The organism is Duncaniella sp. (assembly GCF_029054785.1).
Classification (GTDB): domain Bacteria; phylum Bacteroidota; class Bacteroidia; order Bacteroidales; family Muribaculaceae; genus Duncaniella.
Map to the genome: position 1 here is coordinate 1 of NZ_JAIDEN010000065.1, position 19,868 is coordinate 19,868.

The window sequence follows — 19,868 nt, forward strand, 5'->3', positions numbered from 1 at the left end:
TCCTCACGTTAAACTCCTGTGGGGTGTTGCAAAACTATGATTCTCAACCGGGATGCTTTTTTAAGAGTCAGGACCATAGCCAACTATTCCGGGTTTTGCAACACCCCCAGTCATAAAAACAACAGTCATCACTTCATATAGCGGTTTTGAGCACAGCCGGTAAAGAACAAGATCTGTTGCAGAGTATCGGCAACAATGAGCCTGCGGCTTTGAGAATGATATATTCCGTATATGTCAGACATCTCACTGCCGTATGCTCCCGCTATATACAGAATGACGAGGACGTGAAGGATGTCCTTCAGGACAGCTTCATGAAGATATTCGGAGGAATCAGACAGTTCACCTATCGCGGAGAGGGTTCGCTGAAAGCCTGGATGACAAAAATCGTTGTCAACGAATCGCTGAAATTCATCAGCCGCAACGGCCATATCGACTTCGGCGAGCTCCACGACAATCTTCCCGACACTTCAGGCGATGAGCCCGAACTCACCGATATTCCCGCTGCGCAGATCCATGAATATATCCGAACGCTGCCCGACGGCTACCGACTGGTGTTCAACCTCTATGCCATCGAAGGGAAAAGTCACCGCGAGATCGGGACAATTCTCGGTATCGCCGAAAGCACGTCAGCCTCACAGCTCCACCGCGCAAAAGCGTTGCTCGCATCAAAAATCAGAGATTTCATAAACCGACAGTCATCATGAACGACGACAAATGGCTAAACGACATACGCAACAAGATCGCAGACTTCGAGACTGAAGAGCCTGACGGCCTCTGGTCACAGCTCGAAGCACGGCAACACGCCACCATCATCCCCCCGACAAGAAAGCGGAGAGGGACAATCCTGACGTGGCTCGCAGCCGCCGCGCTTCTCACTGCCGTAATGGTCACCGGCTTCTACCTCTCGCGTGAGGGAGGCCGCACTGACTCCGCGCCGTCATTTGCCGTCAGCACTACTCATGAGATGACAGCGCCGGAACTTCCGGCCCAACTCAGCCCGACAATCTCCGACCTGAAAAACACACAAGCCTCCGTTATGGCACACCACCGCGGATCCCCGACCGCAGGCCCAGCATCCTCCGAGGCAACAGCGCATGACGCCATTCCGGACACAAATCCGGCTGCCAAAGAACCTGAAACACAAGAGCCTTTCGTCGCTGCCGCCACCAATGAAAATGAAAAGTCAGGACAAAAGGCCGACAACACGGCTACACAACAGCCAACCGACAATCGCCACCTGACCGGCAAGACTGAAAAACATATCCTTCCGCCAAAGTCCGCAACTGCCGGAAAGCGTTTCTCCGTGGGTGTTTTCACCTCCGGAGCCGTCGGGAATACAACAGAATCAGAGGGACGCACAATCAATAAGACATTCGGCAATCTCTGGTTCGACGATCCGGCATCAGACTCCGAGAACAAACACCAGATCCTCTCCGCAGCCTCAGGCATAAGCTCGAATAATTACAACAAACTCCGTATGCAACACCATCAGCCGATCCGTTTCGGTCTCTCGGTCAGTTATGTTATTGCCCCCCGGCTGAATGTTGAAAGCGGTATCTCATATTCACGCCTCAGTTCCGATGTGACAGGAGAGACCGCGAATTCCACCTACACCGGCGAACAGACACTTCACTACCTCGGAGTGCCGCTGAATCTCAGATACCGTCTCGCATCCTGGCGCTCTTTTGATTTCTATGCCTCGGCCGGCGGTCTGGCCGAGAAATGCGTTGCAGGCAAGATTTCCGGGCATGAGACCACCAACGGGAAACCTGCCGTTAAAAAAACGGCTGACATCCATGAAAATCAATGGCAATTTTCATTGAATGCAGCCGCCGGTGTGCAGTTTTGCATGACCGATGAACTCGGAATCTATGTCGAGCCCGGCATCAGCTATTATATTGACAACGGCTCCAATCTCAATTCCATCTACAAAGACCGACCGCTGAATTTCAACCTGAACATCGGCCTGCGCCTCTCTCTGGGCAGATAAGATTTAGATTTAGAGGTTGTTTAAAAGCAACCTCTAAATTAAATTTGTGTGATTGTATTAATTTGGAATCCGCCAAAAGCAGAAGAGGCTGTCGTTCTCGACAGCCTCTCTGTAAAAAATGTGATAAATTCTTGGTTTTGTCTACTAAAAAACTATTTTGCAACCGTAAATTTTCGTGTTTCGGTATTGATTTTATATCTTGAGGCTTCATTTTTGATTTGAGAGAATGAAGCTCTGTTTGTTTCACGATGCAAAGTTAGGTTGCAGATGTTACAATTTCATTACAATTGTAACACAATATTGTTACACCGCTAAATTTAACCTTTATTTTATAAATTTAATCAGGCGTTTCACAATTCCAGCTCTACGGATTCAGTTTTTCACACATATCAGCCCGCAAACCAAAGTCGTAGCCAAAATGTTTGGGTAGATGAGAGAAATTTGGTAATTTCGCAGTCTGATTGCGACTGCAATTCCCAGCAAGTTAGAGCAGCTGCATCAAAACCATCTGACAATTATTTTAGAGATGAGCAAAAAATTACTTGAAGTCCGCAATCTCCACGCCAAAGTGGAGGATAAAGAGATACTCCGTGGCCTCAACCTTACAATAAACGAAGGTGAGGTACATGCCATTATGGGCCCCAACGGTTCCGGCAAAAGCACAATGTCAGGCGTACTGGCAGGCAATCCTGCCTATACAGTCACAGAAGGTGAGGCCTACCTGCATGGCGTCAACCTCCTTGACCTTTCGCCGGAAGACCGCAGCCATGAGGGTCTGTTCCTCTCGTTCCAGTATCCGGTGGAGATTCCCGGTGTGTCAATGGTCAACTTCATGCGCGCCGCAGTCAATGCAAAGCGCAAATATCTCAACGAGGAACCTCTTTCGGCAAGCGACTTTTTGAAAATGATGCGCCAGAAACGCGCTATTGTCGAGCTTGACAACAAACTGGCTTCACGCTCTGTCAACGAAGGCTTCTCAGGAGGCGAGAAAAAGCGCAACGAGATCTTCCAGATGGCAGTCCTCGAACCGCGCGTGGCCATCCTTGACGAAACTGACTCAGGCCTTGATATCGACGCTCTGCGCATCGTGGCCGGCGGTGTCAACAAACTCAAGACAGATAAAAACGCCACTATCGTCATCACCCACTATCAGCGCCTGCTCGACTACATCAAGCCTGACTTCGTGCATATTCTCTACAAGGGCCGCATCGTCAAAACCGGAGGCCCCGAACTGGCTCTTGAACTCGAAGAAAAAGGCTACGACTGGATTAAAGAGGAGAATGACCTATGAGCAACTCCCTCACCCAATATATCGAACTCTACGAGCAGAACCGCGAGCTGATCTGCGATAACTCCGCACCGGTCCTCAACGCTCCCCGCAAAGAGGCTCTTGACATCGTCAAGTCTTCGCGACTGCCCGACAGACACACCGAAGGCTTTGAAAAGACTTCGATCGAAGAGATGTTTGCTCCGGACTACGGAGTCAACGTCTCGCGTGTCAACATTCCGGTCGACGTCGCCGCAAGTTTCCGCTGCGATGTCCCCTCGCTCTCGACACTTCTCGGATTCGTGATAAACGACTCCTTTCTCCCGACTTCAAAACTGGAATCCAAACTGCCCGAAGGTGTGCTGTTCGGCTCTCTGAAACGGATCGCGCAGGAACATCCTGAACTTGTCGGGAAATATTACAATACAGTGGCCCCGGCTGAAAATCCGAGCGTGGCTCTCAACACCCTTCTGGCTCAGGACGGTGTGATGATCTACGTCCCGAAAGGCGTGCGCATCGAGCGCCCCTTGCAGCTGGTCAATGTATTCTCTTCTCCAGTCCCCCTGGCTGCGTTCCGCCGCATCCTGATTGTGGTTGAAGAGAATGCCGAACTGCAACTCCTTGTCTGCGACCACACCCAGGATCAGGAAAACTCCTATCTTGCCGCCCAGATCTCAGAAGTCATTCTCGGCGAAGGCGCACGGCTCGAAGTCTGCTCGATCGAGGAATCATCAGCCCGGACCTCCCGCTACTCACGCCTGTTTGTCCGCCAGAATGCAGGATCGAACTTCTCGTTCAATTCGACTACACTCACCTGCGGAACCACCCGCAACGACTTCTCGGTTTCGCTGCTCGGCGAGCGCTGCGAGACAATGCTTGCAGGAATGGTCATCGGTTCTGACAACATGCACGTGGACAATGATTCCGACATCCGTCACATGGCTCCCCGATGCAACAGCAACCAGCTCTTTAAATATGTGCTCGACGGCGAATCGAAAGGCGCTTTCGAAGGAAGCATTTTCGTAGCACCCGGTGCCAAATTCACAGAAGCATATCAGAGCAACCGCAACATCCTGGCCTCCACGACCGCTAAAATGCACTGCAAGCCGCAGCTTGAGATCTACAACGATGATGTCAAGTGCTCGCACGGTGCTACAACAGGCCAGCTCGACAATGACGCTCTCTTCTATATGCGTTCACGCGGAATCCCCGAAAAAGAAGCACGTACAATGCTCATGCAGGCTTTCATGGTCGACGTAATCGACACCGTCCACATCAGCGGCCTGCGTGAACGACTGCTCCATCTGGTCGACCGCCGTTTTGCCGGCTCTCTCGGTGACTGCGCCGGATGCCGGCCGAAAGAGTGATCCGGCCCTGCCGCTGAAACAGCAACGGCTTACACGACATTTTTTCAACAGCCTCTCAGGCCATTCCTCAAACCAAAGCTTTTACTACACACCTATGCTTGACATCGAAAAGATACGCGCTGACTATCCGATTCTCGACCGCAAAATCTACGGTCGGCAGCTTGTATATTTAGACAATACAGCCACTTCGCAGACCCCTGACGAAGTGGTCAGATCAATCGTGTCAGGCTACACGCAGACAAAAGCCAACGTCCACCGCGGGGTGCACACCCTTTCAATGGAAGCCACAGAGCTTCAGGAAAGCACCCGCCGGAAGGTCAGAGATTTCATCAATGCCCCCTCAAGCGACGAGATCATATTCACACGCGGCACCACTGAAGCGATCAATCTTGTGGCCGCTTCCTATGGAGGTACTTTCCTCAAAGACGGTGACGAGATCATCATCTCGGTGATGGAACACCACTCCAACATCGTGCCCTGGCAGTTGCTTCAGCGCAGAGCCGACATCAGAATCCGTGTCATCCCGATCAAAGCCGACGGCTCGCTGGACATGGATGTCTACCGTTCGCTCTTCAACGAGCACACCCGCTTTGTCGGTGTCTGCCACGCATCAAACGTGCTCGGAACCGTCAACCCCGTCAAGGAGATCGTCGCCGAGGCACACAGCCACGGAGTACCCGTGCTCATTGACGGCGCACAGGCCGCACCTCATCTGAAGATTGATGTCCAGGACATCGGTGCGGATTTCTATGCCTTCTCAGCCCATAAAATGTACGGACCCGCCGGTGTCGGTGTGCTCTTCGGCAAACGCGAACTGCTTGAAAAGATGCCTCCCTATCAGGGTGGCGGCGAGATGATCGAGTCGGTCAGCTTTGAGAAAACGACTTTCGCCGAACTCCCCTACAAGTTCGAAGCCGGCACTCCGGATTTCGTAGGCATCGCCGCACTGCATCAGGCCATCGACTACATGCAGCGCATCGGAATCGACGCCATTGCCGAACACGAGCATAAACTTCTTGACTACACCACCCGGCGAATGCTTGAAGAAATTCCCGACATAAGGATTTTCGGAACAGCGCCCGGAAAATGTGCCATAATCTCATTCCTTGTAGGCAACGAGCACCACTATGACATGGGTATGCTGCTTGACAAACTCGGCATTGCCGTCCGCACCGGCCACCACTGCGCCCAGCCTCTGATGACAGCTCTCGGAATCGAAGGCACGGTCCGTGCCTCATTTGCCGTCTACAACACCATCGAGGAATGTGACCGCTTCCTTGCGGCCCTCAGCCGCGTAAGCGAAATGCTGCGATAAGACACACACACAGCCACTATACCGCCACTATTTTTTCAGCAGTTGTTTAACAACCGCTTATTTCCGCCCGCCAGTCAGCACGGCCATAAGCCGTGGTGCGGTGACCGACACAATCTTATAGACGATCCAGCTGCTCGCAACAAGCGTCACAAACGAGAGCGCATAGGTCAAGAGCAGTCCGGCATCTGTCCCGTCGCCGAACACACGGAGCCACATCTTTCTCACGACCGTACAATACAGTTCATGGAAAGCATACAGAAAGAATGTCGATGGAATCAGCGCCCTGATGAAAACTCCGAATGGTCTGTGACAAGTCAGAGAGATCAGACTGACCAGAATGGCAAACACCGATACATTCATCGCTACCCCCATCAATCTATCCGGTACAGGGGGCAGAGAACATGCAAGATTGCAGTACAAAGAAATTGCATAGACAATAATCCATCCTGGCAACCAACGGCGATGACGTGCATCAAACAGACTGATTTTACACCCGCCAAGCCATGCTCCCAACAGAAAATATTCAAAGCCGTAAAGATTAAGCCCGCTGACAATCAGGATGCAATATAACAGGATGACAGCGGTCGTATGCCTGGCCATGACATAGACAACAGGACTCAGAATGACGAATATCATCAGGTTTCGGATAAACCAGAAGGCGAAAGCCAACGGATAGCCATCCGTAAGATCCCAGTAGCCTTTCAGGAAGACAAGCGGATCCAGATTTCCCGAATCTCCGATCACCCCATGTCCCTCAAAGCCGAGATAACGCGACTTGAACACCAGCAATATGCCTGCGATGGTACACCACAGGACATACGGCACAAACAGCGAATTGAACCTTGACCTGAGCTTCTGACTGAATATCTTCATCGGCATAAAAGAGGCCGAAAGATCCATGTTGCGGAAAAACAGGAAGCCTGACAGAATGAAAAATGACTTCACACTGACCTGGAGCACCGTGCTCGTCATCGCCTCGATGAAGGCAAAGGCATGACGGTTGCCGTCGGTCAGCTCTATATTGGATGTCATTCCGCAGTGGATGAGTATGATCCCCATCATGAGGACCAGTTTCATCAGATCGATGCGTTGTCTGTCAGTCGTGTCCATATACAATCAAAAGATAAAAATCAATCGGGCGACACACCAGGCCAGTCTGCGGAATGACAGCTGATAGGAATATATCAGCGACAAGCGCCTGCGGCCACGGCCATTAACTGCGGTGCGCCCCCTCAGCGCGGCTGCCAGATCCGCACTACCCTCCTGGGCGTAATGCGCGGCGAGGATCATCCGGCGGCAGTCGATCCATTTAAGCAGATCGGTGCGTCCGGCTGATGAAAGAAGCTTTTCAATGCAGTCCAAGGCCTTTTCCCATTGCCCGGCTTTGGCACTGAAAGATGTCCCGGTGATTGACTCTGCAAGCTGATAGGTTATGACAGAAGGATCTCCGGGCAGTGAGACGATTCTGTCTGAGGCAAGAAGCAGGCGCACTCCGAGTTCAAAGTCATTCCATGCGGGCAAGTCCTCGTTCCAGCCTCCGACACGGCGCACCAATGCAGTCCGCGCCACTATGCGCTGGGTCGAGAGACAGCCTCTGAAAAGGTGGTTGAACATCGGATCGTGATGTGTGAAATAGAGCTTCCGGCGATGCCCCGCAATATCCTCCGTGATAATGCTGCGCCCGAATATATCGGCCCCAGGATTCCGAGCGATCGCTTTCGAAAAATCCTCGACATGGGAGGGAAGCATCTCATCGTCAGAGTCGAAAAACATCACGAATTCAGTCTCCACTTCCCGCAACCCGCAGTTACGGGCGGCGCAGGCACCTGCTTTCTCTTCGCGAAGCAGCAAAACCTCAAAGCCGGTCTGCCGCGAGGCCCAGTCGCTCATCAGACTGAAAGTCCCGTCAGTGGAGGCATTGTCGACAAGGACAACGCGTGCAGGCGCCACTGTCTGCTTCTCGACAGAAAGCAGCGTGCGCGGCAGCGTGTGCGCCCTGTTATAAGCCGGGATAACTATGGTGATCTGATTGCTCATGGCTGGAAGACGGCAGGACAACAAAGTTAGCCAAAATTTCAGCACCAATCAACCATTGCCCGCCAAAAGCCGTTGGAATAACAGATTTTATCCGTAATTTTACGCCTGAAAAAACAACATTTCAACAACCCGATAATCAACGACAATATGGAAATTGGCGACAAAATCCCCGAAGTGCTCGGTCTGGACCAGGCCGGCAACGAAGTAAAGAGCTCTGATTTCGCAGGCAAGGCTCTGATCATATATTTCTACCCCAAGGACAACACCCCCGGCTGCACAGCCGAAGCCTGCTCCCTGCGCGATTTCAACAGCGAGCTTGAAGCAAAGGGCTATACCACTATCGGCATAAGCAAAGACTCAGTGGCAAGCCACGCTAAGTTCGCCGATAAATATTCGCTCCCCTTCATTCTGCTCTCCGACCCGACAACAGAGGTCAATCAGTCATTCGGAGTATGGCAAAAGAAGAAAATGGCTGGACGCGAATACATGGGCACCGTCCGCACAACCTTCGTGACCGACACTGATCACCGCATCACCCACATCATCACCAAGGTCGACACCAAAAAAGCCGGCGAACAGCTGCTGGAACTACTAAACTGAGAGGTTGTTTTTTAGACAACCTCTCAACACCAGGCTTGACAAATATTGGGGAACGTGGCTAAGCCTTCTGCATTCTATTTCTCTTTCTGAACTGTGACGGAGTTTCACCTGAATACTGATGATACCAACGCGAAAAGAACGTCTGGCTTGTGAAATTCAATCTATATGTTATTTCTTTCAGGCTCAGCGTAGTATCAAGCATCAGATGCTGCGCTTCGACGATTACCGCACGGCAGATCCAATAGAATGGAGGATAGCCTGTCAGTTCGCGTATGGCAGTTGAAAAATAGCGCGGAGTGAGGCCTTGCAGCTGCGCATAATGTCTGACATCCCTGAACCGTACAGCATCACATTTTAAGGCCTCCTGAAATGAGACAACAATGGAATCACGCGAATTCCTGGTCTCGTCAGGCAGTTCCACCTTTTCCATATAAGCCATGAGGACTTCATAAGCCAGCGCTTTCCGAAGACAATCGAGAGAAAGTGCATTCAATTGGCTGATTTCATCATCCTGCCGATTCAAAATCAGCTGTATGAGTTCATTGATACGACCGGCAGAGACAGGAGACAGAGACACCACCGGTACTTTTGAAATAAACTTCAACTTAGGGCTCCATGAAATTGTCTTCATTGCTGACAATACGAATTCATAATCCACCTCGCAGATCTTGCATTCAAACAGACTGTCAACTCGATCAATCTCAATTTTAGAATATGGCGGATATATGAATAAATCACCCTGTCTTACATCACAAATTGCACCGTCAACAGAAAGCCTCACCGAGCCACTATCGCATATAATACATCCGGCCTCCACTTTTGATATTATGGATGCATGTCCTGCTGTTGTTCTGTCAATTATTGTCAGCCTCCACATAGATTCGATATTCTAAGAAATACAAAGATAGTACATTATTTCCCGGCAGCGAACACATCGTACAAACTCACATCCCAATCAGACTTATCAGACATTCATTCCGACTTATTCAACAATGTTTGATGCCGGTAAGGGAAAGATCATGCAGGCATAACCACATGGGCTTTAATGAATATTTAGAAGTCGTTTAAGAGGTTGTTTTTAAACAGCCTTTAGATGGCGCGTTATTGTTCTTGTTTTCTGACAAATCATACAATGATTTCATGGCCCGTTACATCTTATATCCGAAGAAACACCATAACTTTGTGACTTCTAAAAGATATAAGTTGTAATCAACGCCAATTATCCCCGTTTCAATCCAGAGGGTGCTTCACAACAACTTGCAATAGCCACTTATGCACACAGATTTTTTGAACAGTATCTACTTCAGCGCCTCCGGCACAACACAAAAATGTGTTGATACCGTGGCCGGCGCCATCGGCATTCCGATCAACGGATCATTCAACTTGGCAGACAATGACATGCCGGCAACAATGACATTCGACAAGGATGATATCGTCATTGTCGGGGCTCCTGTATATGGCGGAAGAATTCCATCGCTGGCAGCCGATAAGCTTAAAAGGCTGCAAAGCAACGGAGCCAGAGCCATAGCAATCGTTGTCTATGGCAATCGTGATTATGATGACGCACTGCTTGAGCTTACTGACATTCTGCGTGATTCCGGATTCCGGGTCATAGCAGCCGGAGCCTTCATAGCCCAACATTCAATATTCCCAAATGCCGGAATATCACGGCCTGACAGTAACGACATCGAGAAGCTGACGGAATTCGGAAAGTCATGCAGAGAGGCAATCGAACGTTCGGAGATTCCCGTGTTGTCGATAAAAGGATGCCGCCCGTACAAAAAATACAGCAGTGTTCCGTTTCACCCTTCCGGAAATAAAGTCGATTGTAAAAAATGTGGCAAATGTTCAAAACTGTGCCCGGCAGAAGCCATAGACCCTACAACTCCCTGGGCCACAAATGCAGAGCGTTGCATCTCATGTGGCCGCTGCATTGTTTCATGCCCGTCAGGCACCCGCAAATACCGGGGCCTCGGCTATAAACTCATAGGCAAGATCTTCACTACAGTGTTTGCCCGACGGAGAGAACCTGAATTCTTCATCTGAGACAAGGCCTCGTCGGTCTCATCCCTACACTTGATTTTGAATCCGTTTGCTCTGTAGAAAGCGAGAGCAGACGGATTCTGTTCGTTTACATCAACTTCTACAGCTCCCTGGCATCCGGCAAATTCAAGCAACATTGATCCGTAGCCAAGCCCGCGACAATGGCTGTCAATAAACAGCATCGTGACTATTCAGCGAATATTGCCAACCTAAGAGCCTCATTATCAGGGTAGAGATGCACCATGGTGCATCCGAAAACGAGGTTGATGAACCATAAAACCGGCGGATGCTCCGGGGTGCATCCTACTACAACTTGCTTGCAATCAAGATGTTTGAATCGCTGAATAGTTACAACAGCATCTCCCAACTATTAATTAAAGTTAATAACAATGTATTTCGTTTAACTTTATTCCTTTTTTCATATATTTGCCACTAATAACAATCAAATGCTTTTTACGAGGACAAACCTACTATTTATCATATTATCCGCCATTTTATTTTCAACTTATTCAATTAGCGATGGCAGCTTATATCGAATATAGAAAAAACGATTCTATTTCACGAGGTTACGTCGAGCATTTCCACTAAACAATATAACGATTATGAAACATCTGCACTATTTGCTAACCGCCACAATTCTATTTCTATGTTCATGCACTCAAAGCACCTGCACAGATTCACCCCTTCTCAGCGAAGAGGAGCAGGCCAAAGTGGAACGCATCACAAAACATGCTTTGGAGCACGGGTGGGAATTTGACAGCACTTATACCGAATCTGAAATTATTCAGGATATCTTACAAATGGACGAAGAAGAATTCTATACCGTTGTTCAGATATGCGATGCCCTGAAGAAGGCAGACGAAGATATTTCAGAATAAAGAAATTTTGACAGCATAAAATCAAAAATGCCGGCCTGAACTGAATCAGACCGGCATTGATTTTATTTGCGTGCTGTCAAGCTACACGATTAAGCCTGGGGCATTTTGGTGCGCTTGCCGTAGCCATACTGAGCAGCTTCGCCGAGTTCTTCCTGAATACGGAGGAGCTGGTTGTACTTGGCCATACGGTCAGAGCGGCTTGCAGAACCGGTCTTGATCTGTCCGGCGTTGGTAGCAACTGCGATGTCAGCGATAGTGGCATCCTCAGTTTCACCTGAACGGTGAGAGATAACTGCGGTGTAGCCGTTGCGCTGAGCGAGTTCTACGGCGCGGAGAGTTTCGGTGAGTGAACCGATCTGGTTAACCTTAACGAGGATCGAGTTGGCGCAGCCGAGTTCGATACCCTTTTCGAGATACTTGACGTTGGTCACGAAGAGGTCGTCACCGACGAGCTGGCAACGGTTGCCGATGAGATCGGTGAGGATCTTCCAGCCTTCCCAGTCGCCTTCTGCCATACCGTCTTCGATTGAGTCGATAGGATATTTTTCTACGAGGCCTTTGAGGTATTCAGCCTGCTGCTCTGAAGTGTACTTGGGAGCGTCGGCACCCTGCTTCCAGGTGTAGTCGTAAACGCCGTCCTTGTAGAATTCAGAAGAAGCTACGTCAAGACCGATAGTCACGTCCTTGCCGGGAACATAACCGGCAGCTTCGATAGCCTTGATGATCACGTTGAGAGCGTCTTCAGTACCGTCGAGGGCGGGAGCGAAACCACCTTCGTCACCTACTGCGGTAGAGAGACCGCGGTCGTGGAGAACTTTCTTGAGGCTATGGAACACTTCAGTACCCATGCGGATGCCTTCCTTGAAGCAGCAAGCGCCGATGGGACGGATCATGAATTCCTGGAAGCAGATGGGAGCGTCAGAGTGAGCGCCACCGTTGATGATGTTCATCATGGGAACGGGGAGCACGTAGCTGTTGCAGCCACCGATATATTTGTAGAGGGGAAGGTCGAGGTAGTCAGCAGCAGCCTTGGCAACGGCGAGAGATACACCGAGGATAGCGTTGGCGCCGAGGTTTGACTTGGTGTCAGTGCCGTCGAGAGCGATCATAGCTTCGTCGATCTTGATCTGATCGAGTGCGCTCATGCCGCGGAGTGCGTCAGCAATAGGACCGTTTACGTTAGCGACAGCCTTCTGAACGCCCTTGCCGAGATAGCGGTTCTTGTCACCGTCACGGAGCTCAAGAGCTTCGTTTACGCCGGTAGAAGCGCCGGAGGGAACAGATGCGCGACCACGTGCGCCTGATTCGAGGATTACGTCTACTTCAACGGTAGGATTGCCACGTGAGTCAAGGACTTCACGACCGATAATTTTTTCAATTTTCATAGTCTATATTATAATTATAGTTGAGTTTTTACCTTATGCCTTTGGAAGCGGATTGACAATCTGTCTGCTTGTGAAATTGCGCAGCAAATTTACAAAATATCAATACGCTTTGCAATAAGTCGATGATTAATTTTTGCTTTATTATATTTAATACTCGTCCCAGCTCTTGATCTCGATCTCGTCCAGCGGATGAGTAGTGAAGGCGTCGATATAGGCCGAAGCCAGGCGCGCGTTGGTCATCAGCGGGATGTTGAGGTCAATGGCCGCGCGACGGATCTTGTAGCCGTTGGTCAGCTCGGTTGTCGAGAAGTTCTTCGGAATGTTGACAACCATGTCGACTTTGTGGTCGTGGAGCAGTTCGATCGCCTGTGGCTGCATGTCGGGCTGTGAGGGCCAGTAGACACGGATCGCAGGAATGCCGTTGTCATTGAGATAGGCATGAGTGCCGCCGGTGGCATAGATCGTATAGCCGCGGTTGGCAAGCTCGTGGGCCGCGTCAAGAAGATCGGCTTTCTGCTTGGCCGTACCGGTCGACATGAGCACTGCTTTGGCCGGAATACGGTTTCCGACAGAGATCATGGCCTTTATGAGAGCCTCGGAGGAGTCTGTGCCGATACAGCCTACCTCACCGGTAGAGGCCATGTCCACACCGAGCACCGGGTCGGCTCCCTGAAGACGCGAGAAGCTGAACTGAGAGGCCTTGATGCCGACATAGTCCAGATCAAAGGCATTTTTAGAGGGCTTCTCGACAGGCAGACCGAGCATCACACGTGTAGCAAGGTCAATGAAATTGATCTTGAGCACCTTGGAGACGAAGGGGAAGCTTCGAGATGCGCGGAGGTTACATTCGATCACCTTGATGTCATTGTTCTTGGCCAGGAACTGAATGTTGAACGGACCGGAGATTTCAAGCGCTTTGGCGATCTGGCGTGAGATCTTGCGGATGCGGCGGATGGTCTCGGCATAGAGTTTCTGCGGGGGGAACTGGATTGTGGCGTCGCCTGAATGCACACCGGCATATTCGATGTGTTCGGAGATGGCATAGGCCACGATCTCGCCGTTCTGTGCGACGGCGTCCATCTCGATTTCCTTTGCAGATGAGATGAACTGCGAGACAACAACCGGATGCTGCTTAGAGACATTGGCTGCAAGACGCAGGAAGCGGGTGAGCTGCTCCTGGTTGTGGCAGACATTCATTGCCGCACCTGAAAGCACGTAGCTGGGACGTACCAGAACGGGGAAGCCAACCTCATCAATGAATTCATTGATGTCGTCCATGCTTGTCAGCTCGCGCCAACGGGGCTGATCGATGCCCAGGCGGTCAAGCATTGCCGAGAACTTGTTGCGGTCTTCGGCATTGTCGATGCTGCGGGCTGTGGTGCCGAGAATATTGATGTTCTGAGCGTCGAGACGTGTTGCAAGGTTGTTGGGGATCTGACCGCCGACCGACAGGATTGTTCCGTGGGGCTGTTCGAGATCCAGAATGTCCATCACACGTTCGAATGTGAGCTCGTCGAAATAGAGACGGTCACAGATATCGTAGTCTGTGGATACAGTTTCGGGGTTGTAGTTGATCATGACCGAACGCCATCCTTCCTTCTTGACGGTCAGAAGAGCGTTGACAGAACACCAGTCGAACTCAACCGACGAGCCGATGCGGTAGGCGCCGGATCCGAGCACAACGATCGAACGGTGGTCATGCAGATACTGCACATCATTTTCCCGTCCGTTATACGTCAGATAGAGATAGTTGGTCTGCGCGGGATATTCGGCAGCCAGAGTGTCGATCTGCTTCACAACCGGCAGGATTCCAAGCTGTTTGCGGTGTTCGCGCACCTTAAGCAACGCCTGTTCAGGTTCGGTCAGATTTTCCTGATAGATCTCACGCGCAATCTGGAAGTCGCTGAAACCCTGTTCCTTGGCCTGACGCAGCAGGGCTTCGGGGATGGCTTCGAGTTCATTGAATTCGCGCAGTTCGCGGGCTGTTTCAATGATGTTCTGCAACTTATAGAGAAACCATTTGTCGATTTTGGTCAGGTCGTGGATCTGATCGACGGTATAGCCCTTGAACAGAGCCTGCGCGATGGCAAATATGCGCTTGTCGGTCGGTTCTTTGAGTGCGTGTTCCAGTTCAGGCAGGTCCCGCTGGTTGTTGCCGACGAAACCGTGCATTCCCTGGCCGATCATTCGAAGACCTTTCTGAATGACTTCCTCGAAGGTGCGGCCGATGGCCATCACCTCTCCGACCGACTTCATCGACGAGCCGATCTCGCGGCGTACACCGTGGAACTTTCCAAGGTCCCAGCGAGGAATCTTGCAGACAATATAGTCCAGTGCCGGCTCGAAGAAAGCCGAAGTCTCTTTAGTGACAGAGTTCTTCAGATCGAAGAGGCCGTAGCCGAGACCGAGTTTGGCGGCAACGAAAGCCAACGGATAGCCGGTAGCCTTCGATGCGAGTGCCGACGAACGGCTCAGACGGGCATTGACTTCGATGACGCGATAGTCCATCGAGGTCGGGTCGAAGGCATACTGTACGTTACATTCGCCGACGATGCCAATATGGCGTATGATCTTGATGGCAAGCTTACGCAGCCAGTGATAGTCTTCATTTGAGAGAGTCTGCGAGGGAGCTACTACGATCGACTCGCCGGTATGGATGCCCAGAGGGTCGAAGTTTTCCATGTTGCAGACTGTGATACAGTTGTCGAAACGGTCGCGGACCACTTCATATTCAACCTCTTTCCAGCCCTTGAGCGACTTTTCGACAAGCACCTGCGGCGAGAAGGCGAGCGCCTTTTCAACCAGGGCCACAAGTTCTTCCTCATTGTCACAGAAGCCGCTGCCGAGACCGCCCAGGGCATAAGCCGCACGGACAATCACCGGATAGCCGAGAGCCTCGGCGGCTACGCGGGCATCGTGGATCGAATTGACAGCCTCGCTCTTGATGGTCTTGACATCAATCTCGTCGAGCTTCCTGACAAAGAGCTCGCGGTCTTCGGTGTCCATGATGGCCTGCACGGGGGTGCCGAGCACTTCCACACCGTATTTCTCCAGAATGCCTGAGCGGTAAAGTTCCACGCCGCAGTTAAGCGCGGTCTGGCCGCCGAAGGCGAGCAGAATGCCGTCAGGTTTCTCCTTGCGGATCACCTTTTCCACAAAATATGGAGTGACCGGAAGGAAATAGATCTTGTCGGCAAAGCCGTCAGATGTCTGGACGGTGGCGATATTAGGATTGATGAGGACAGTGGTGATCCCCTCTTCCTTCATGGCCTTGAGAGCCTGAGAACCTGAATAGTCAAATTCGCCGGCCTCGCCGATTTTCAACGCGCCGCTACCAAGCAGCAATACTTTCTTGATGTTTTCGTTACGCATGATGAAAAATAAATGAGGGGATGCTTAGAGCATGTTGATGAATTCGTCAAACAGAAACTCCGTGTCCTTCGGGCCTGAACTTGCCTCCGGGTGGAACTGAGCCGAGAAGAAAGGCTTTGTCTTGTGACGGATGCCTTCGTTGGTGCCGTCGTTCATGTTTATGAACAGAGCTTCCCAGTCGGCGGGCAGAGTGTTGTTGTCGACTGCGAAACCGTGGTTCTGCGAAGTGATGAAACACTGGTTCGAGCCTACGCGTCTGACAGGCTGGTTGTGGCTGCGGTGGCCGTATTTCAGCTTATAGATTTTAGCGCCTGCGGCTTTTGAGAGCAGCTGGTTGCCCATGCAGATGCCGCAGATCGGTTTGCCGATCTCCATTGCTTTGCGGATGAGCGCTACTGTTTCCTCTGCCATGTCAGGGTTGCCCGGACCGTTAGAGATAAAGAGGCCGTCATAGGGAATGGTGGTGAAATCATAGTTCCAGGGAACTCTCACCACTTTCACGCCTCGGCGTGTCAGACAGCGGATAATATTGTGCTTGACGCCGCAGTCGACCAGGACCACAGTCTTGTCGCCGGCACCGTGATATTCAATTTCCTTACAGCTGACCTTGCCTACAAGATTTTCCCGGTTCGGATCATAAAAATCGACATCGTCACAACCGTCAATCAAAATTTTGCCGAGCATTGAGCCGTGTTCACGGAGATGCTTGGTAAGCTGACGGGTGTCGATGCCGTAGATTCCTGGGATTTTTTCCTCTTCGAGCCACTGGGCCAACGAGCGGTCGGCCTGCCAGTGGGAATGGTCATAGGAATAATCCTGGGCCACAATGGCGCGGCAATGGATATGGTCACTTTCGTAGTATTCACTGACGTCGTCTCTCTCCCGACGCGGAGGAACGCCGTAGTTGCCGAGTATCGGATAAGTGGTCACGAGGATCTGTCCTTCGTAGGAGGGGTCGGTAAGACTCTCCGGATAACCGGTCATCGCGGTGTTAAACACAACTTCACCGGAGGTCGAAGCCTCATAGCCGAAGGATTTCCCCTCAAAGGTTGTGCCGTCTTCAAGAATCAGGACGGCGCGCTTAAACTGTCGCATGGGGTGATTGAATATTATGTAGTTACTTCGGGGTGCACTGTAACCCGTCTGCAAAGTTACGATTTTTTTAGCACATTATCAGGGTGTGGCGAAGATTTATTGCAAATTTTAGAAACTGTTTCTCAGATCAGCGCACTCGGTCCGCCTTGCGGACTCCCTGGATCTTGAGCACTCTCCTGCAAAGCTCCTCGACGGCGCGGGTGTCGCTCACAAGCACTCCGAGATCACAGTTGAACACCTCTTTTTCCGCCTCGATGTTCAGGCGGCGTATGTCGATATTGAGTGCCGTCGAGATCATGCCGGTGAGCTCCTGCAATATGCCGTGGCGGTCTATGCCTTCAATGCGGATATTGGCGAGGAAATGGCCGGCGACCTTGTCCCAGCGCGTAGCGACTATGCGTGGGCCGTAGCTTGCTTTCAGCACCTGGGCCCGCGGACATGTCAGGGCGTGGACCTCGACAGTCCCGTCGTCGTTGATGAAGCCCATCACCTCATCGCCGGGAATCGGACGGCAGCAGTCGGCGAAATCGAAATTCCGCTCCTTGTCATTGAATTTCAGCACATAGGTTTCCTTTGTGTTGATCTTTGTCTTGTCTGACGGCTCTTTTTCAGCCACTTCGACCGACGCAAGCAGCCTGCGGGCCCGGTCGGCTTTCTTGTCGCCTCCGAATCCGAGTCTGAAAAGACGGCTCACCAGCGAGCGGGCTCCGCGCGATGTGTTGACATTCAGATAGTCGTCAATCGAGATCTCGCCGTTTCCGAGTTTCAGAAACAGCTCCTCGCGCGACTGGACATGGTAAATGCCGAGAATCTTGGTCATCACACTGTTGTTCAGTATGATGTCGTTCTGCACAAGGAAATCTTCGAATATTTTCTTTCCTTTCTCTATATATGGCTGCTGGACCTTTCTGAGTTCCTTGCGCAGACGTGTCTTTGCCTTGGCCGAAACGAGGAAGTTCATCCACTCCTCCTTGGGCTGCTGCGACTGTGAGGTCAGGACCTCGACCTGATCGCCTGAGTTGAGTTTCTGCGAAAGCGGCACAAGTTTGTGGTTGACTTTTCCGGCTATGCAGTGCATTCCCAGCTCGGAGTGCAGCGAAAATGCCACGTCAAGCACCGTGGCTCCCGCCGGAAGTGTCAGCAGTTCGCCCTTGGGCGTGAACACCACTATTTCCGTGGCAAACAGATTGAGTTTCAGCGTATCGAGGAAGTCGATGGCGCTTGGAGTAGGATCGTCGAGAATATCCTTGATCGTCTTCAGCCACACGTTAAGCTCGCTTTCCTCCTCATGTTCGCCGATCTTGTATTTCCAATGGGCGGCAAAGCCCTTTTCAGCAATCTCGTCCATCCGGCGGCTGCGTATCTGCACCTCGATCCAGTTGCCGTCAGGGCCCATCAGAGTGACATGGAGGGCCTGATAACCGTTGGCCTTGGGATTGGCTATCCAGTCGCGTGTGCGGTCCGGATGCGGACGGTAGAGATCGGTCAGAGCCACGTAGATCTTATAGCACATCTCCTTTTCCGACACTCCTTCGGGCGTGTCGAATATGATGCGCATGGCATAAAGGTCATAGACCTCCTCGAATGGAATATGCTTCGTGTCCATCTTGCGCCAGATGGAGTAGACCGATTTCAGGCGCGCCTTGGCATCATAACTCAGCCCCATTGCATCGAGCCGTTTGAGGATCGGGCTTGCGAAGTCGTTGTAGACCATCTCGCGGCCCGCTTCGCTCTGACGGATCAGCCCCGCAATGCGCTCATATTCTCCAGGATGCTCATATTTGAAACTCAGATCCTCAAGTTCGGTCTTGATGGCGAAGAGGCCGAGACGATGGGCCAGGGGGGCGTAGATATAGAGCGTTTCTCCGGCAATCTTATACTGCTTGTTGGGTGCCATCGAACCGAGTGTCCGCATGTTGTGCAGGCGGTCGGCCATCTTGATCAGCACCACGCGGATGTCTTCGCTCATCGTCAGCAGCAGCTTGCGGAAGTTCTCAGCCTGGGCCGATGCCTTGTCGCCGAAAATGCCTCCGGAGATCTTTGTCAGGCCTTCGACAATGCGGGCGATCTTGCGTCCGAAGTGCTGCTCGATGTCCTCGACCGTATACTCTGTATCCTCAACCACGTCATGCAGCAGGGCCGCGCAGATCGACGTCGACCCAAGACCAATCTCCTGCGAAGCGATCTTGGCCACCGCGATCGGGTGGAGGATATAAGGCTCTCCGGATCGGCGGCGCACCCCTTTGTGGGCTTCTTTGGCAAAACGAAACGCCCGCTCTATGATGTCAACCTTCTTCCGATGGTTGCTCGCGAGATAGCCGTCAAGAAGATCCCGGAACTGGGCTTCGACATAGCGTTCTTCTTCTTCAGGGGTAAGATTGTATTCCTGCATGGCTTAGATGATGGTTAAGTATTAAGAGGTTGTTTAACAACAATAGTTAAAATCTGAGCGAAAGTTTTGAGGTGGATATGGCTCTGAATTGAAGGAGCATAGCGAGCTATGTGACTGAAATGAAGAG

16 protein-coding genes are annotated in these 19,868 nt (G+C 51.4%); 8 read left to right on the forward strand and 8 right to left on the reverse strand.

Annotated features, from left to right (window positions below; all coding sequences use genetic code 11):
• The first annotated feature begins 215 nt into the window (after nucleotides 1-215).
• The 5 genes from K2H17_RS04305 (at nucleotide 216) to K2H17_RS04325 (ending at nucleotide 5,939) form a co-directional block, all read left to right on the forward strand.
• Nucleotides 216-704: a sigma-70 family RNA polymerase sigma factor gene (locus K2H17_RS04305; protein WP_300131840.1), complete on the forward strand. Its 489-nt coding sequence runs from the start codon at nucleotides 216-218 to the stop codon at nucleotides 702-704.
• Nucleotides 701-1,990: an outer membrane beta-barrel protein gene (locus tag K2H17_RS04310; protein WP_300131843.1), complete on the forward strand. Its 1,290-nt coding sequence runs from the start codon at nucleotides 701-703 to the stop codon at nucleotides 1,988-1,990. The genes K2H17_RS04305 and K2H17_RS04310 overlap by 4 nt, the downstream gene beginning before the upstream one ends.
• 526 nt (nucleotides 1,991-2,516) lie before the next feature.
• Nucleotides 2,517-3,281, forward strand: coding sequence for a Fe-S cluster assembly ATPase SufC (sufC, locus tag K2H17_RS04315; RefSeq protein WP_300131844.1), 765 nt, complete (start codon nucleotides 2,517-2,519; stop codon nucleotides 3,279-3,281).
• Nucleotides 3,278-4,624: a Fe-S cluster assembly protein SufD gene (gene sufD / locus K2H17_RS04320; RefSeq protein WP_300131846.1), complete on the forward strand. Its 1,347-nt coding sequence runs from the start codon at nucleotides 3,278-3,280 to the stop codon at nucleotides 4,622-4,624. Before sufC ends, sufD begins: the two co-directional genes overlap by 4 nt.
• A 94-nt stretch (nucleotides 4,625-4,718) precedes the next feature.
• Complete coding sequence (locus K2H17_RS04325) at nucleotides 4,719-5,939, forward strand: cysteine desulfurase (protein ID WP_300131848.1); 1,221 nt, start codon at nucleotides 4,719-4,721, stop codon at nucleotides 5,937-5,939.
• Nucleotides 5,940-5,996: 57 nt separating this feature from the next.
• Here the strand turns inward: K2H17_RS04325 and K2H17_RS04330 are convergent, their stop codons facing one another.
• Entirely contained in the window at nucleotides 5,997-7,049 is a 1,053-nt protein-coding gene (locus K2H17_RS04330) for an acyltransferase (protein WP_300131851.1), read from the reverse strand.
• 6 nt (nucleotides 7,050-7,055) lie between these two features.
• Nucleotides 7,056-7,976, reverse strand: a complete 921-nt coding sequence (locus tag K2H17_RS04335) for a glycosyltransferase family A protein (protein WP_300131853.1) — start codon at nucleotides 7,974-7,976, stop codon at nucleotides 7,056-7,058.
• A gap of 147 nt (nucleotides 7,977-8,123) precedes the next feature.
• On the opposite strand from K2H17_RS04335, the gene bcp reads away from it, so the two are divergent.
• Entirely contained in the window at nucleotides 8,124-8,576 is a 453-nt protein-coding gene (gene bcp / locus K2H17_RS04340) for a thioredoxin-dependent thiol peroxidase (RefSeq protein ID WP_300131856.1), read from the forward strand.
• A 58-nt stretch (nucleotides 8,577-8,634) separates the two neighbouring features.
• On the opposite strand, the gene K2H17_RS04345 is transcribed toward bcp, so the two are convergent.
• Nucleotides 8,635-9,207, reverse strand: a complete 573-nt coding sequence (locus K2H17_RS04345; protein WP_300131858.1) for a helix-turn-helix domain-containing protein — start codon at nucleotides 9,205-9,207, stop codon at nucleotides 8,635-8,637.
• Nucleotides 9,208-9,863: 656 nt separating this feature from the next.
• On the opposite strand from K2H17_RS04345, the gene K2H17_RS04350 reads away from it, so the two are divergent.
• Nucleotides 9,864-10,622: a 4Fe-4S binding protein gene (locus K2H17_RS04350; protein WP_300131860.1), complete on the forward strand. Its 759-nt coding sequence runs from the start codon at nucleotides 9,864-9,866 to the stop codon at nucleotides 10,620-10,622.
• Here the strand turns inward: K2H17_RS04350 and K2H17_RS11210 are convergent.
• Nucleotides 10,553-10,801, reverse strand: a complete 249-nt coding sequence (locus tag K2H17_RS11210; protein ID WP_363319922.1) for a GNAT family N-acetyltransferase — start codon at nucleotides 10,799-10,801, stop codon at nucleotides 10,553-10,555. The genes K2H17_RS04350 and K2H17_RS11210 overlap by 70 nt on opposite strands.
• 420 nt (nucleotides 10,802-11,221) lie before the next feature.
• Here K2H17_RS11210 and K2H17_RS04355 point away from each other — a divergent pair, with 420 nt between their 5' ends.
• A complete protein-coding gene (locus K2H17_RS04355; RefSeq protein WP_300131862.1) occupies nucleotides 11,222-11,497 on the forward strand; it encodes a hypothetical protein in 276 nt (91 codons plus the stop codon).
• Between the two features lie 89 nt (nucleotides 11,498-11,586).
• Here the strand turns inward: K2H17_RS04355 and eno are convergent, their stop codons facing one another.
• From eno to K2H17_RS04375, 4 genes are all read right to left on the reverse strand, one after another.
• The gene (gene eno, locus K2H17_RS04360; protein WP_300131864.1) at nucleotides 11,587-12,882 is read right to left on the reverse strand and encodes a phosphopyruvate hydratase; all 1,296 of its coding nucleotides are present in this window, start codon (nucleotides 12,880-12,882) and stop codon (nucleotides 11,587-11,589) included.
• A 147-nt stretch (nucleotides 12,883-13,029) separates the two neighbouring features.
• Complete coding sequence (gene carB / locus K2H17_RS04365; RefSeq protein ID WP_300131866.1) at nucleotides 13,030-16,254, reverse strand: carbamoyl-phosphate synthase (glutamine-hydrolyzing) large subunit; 3,225 nt, start codon at nucleotides 16,252-16,254, stop codon at nucleotides 13,030-13,032.
• Nucleotides 16,255-16,278: 24 nt separating this feature from the next.
• Nucleotides 16,279-17,349, reverse strand: coding sequence for a glutamine-hydrolyzing carbamoyl-phosphate synthase small subunit (gene carA, locus K2H17_RS04370; protein ID WP_300131868.1), 1,071 nt, complete (start codon nucleotides 17,347-17,349; stop codon nucleotides 16,279-16,281).
• Between the two features lie 127 nt (nucleotides 17,350-17,476).
• On the reverse strand, nucleotides 17,477-19,741 hold the full coding sequence (locus K2H17_RS04375) for a RelA/SpoT family protein (protein ID WP_300131870.1): 2,265 nt from the start codon (nucleotides 19,739-19,741) through the stop codon (nucleotides 17,477-17,479).
• Between the last annotated feature and the right edge of the window lie 127 nt (nucleotides 19,742-19,868).

Bases quoted from the DNA above. Each gene is read 5' to 3' on its own strand.
- K2H17_RS04305 (WP_300131840.1), top strand. From the start codon at position 216: ATGATATATTCCGTATATGTCAGACATCTCACTGCCGTATGCTCCCGC.
- K2H17_RS04310 (WP_300131843.1), top strand. From the start codon at position 701: ATGAACGACGACAAATGGCTAAACGACATACGCAACAAGATCGCAGAC.
- sufC (WP_300131844.1), top strand. From the start codon at position 2,517: ATGAGCAAAAAATTACTTGAAGTCCGCAATCTCCACGCCAAAGTGGAG.
- sufD (WP_300131846.1), top strand. From the start codon at position 3,278: ATGAGCAACTCCCTCACCCAATATATCGAACTCTACGAGCAGAACCGC.
- K2H17_RS04325 (WP_300131848.1), top strand. From the start codon at position 4,719: ATGCTTGACATCGAAAAGATACGCGCTGACTATCCGATTCTCGACCGC.
- K2H17_RS04330 (WP_300131851.1), bottom strand. From the start codon at position 7,049: ATGGACACGACTGACAGACAACGCATCGATCTGATGAAACTGGTCCTC.
- K2H17_RS04335 (WP_300131853.1), bottom strand. From the start codon at position 7,976: ATGAGCAATCAGATCACCATAGTTATCCCGGCTTATAACAGGGCGCAC.
- bcp (WP_300131856.1), top strand. From the start codon at position 8,124: ATGGAAATTGGCGACAAAATCCCCGAAGTGCTCGGTCTGGACCAGGCC.
- K2H17_RS04345 (WP_300131858.1), bottom strand. From the start codon at position 9,207: ATGAAGACAATTTCATGGAGCCCTAAGTTGAAGTTTATTTCAAAAGTA.
- K2H17_RS11210 (WP_363319922.1), bottom strand. From the start codon at position 10,801: ATGCTGTTTATTGACAGCCATTGTCGCGGGCTTGGCTACGGATCAATG.
- K2H17_RS04355 (WP_300131862.1), top strand. From the start codon at position 11,222: ATGAAACATCTGCACTATTTGCTAACCGCCACAATTCTATTTCTATGT.
- eno (WP_300131864.1), bottom strand. From the start codon at position 12,882: ATGAAAATTGAAAAAATTATCGGTCGTGAAGTCCTTGACTCACGTGGC.
- carB (WP_300131866.1), bottom strand. From the start codon at position 16,254: ATGCGTAACGAAAACATCAAGAAAGTATTGCTGCTTGGTAGCGGCGCG.
- carA (WP_300131868.1), bottom strand. From the start codon at position 17,349: ATGCGACAGTTTAAGCGCGCCGTCCTGATTCTTGAAGACGGCACAACC.
- K2H17_RS04375 (WP_300131870.1), bottom strand. From the start codon at position 19,741: ATGCAGGAATACAATCTTACCCCTGAAGAAGAAGAACGCTATGTCGAA.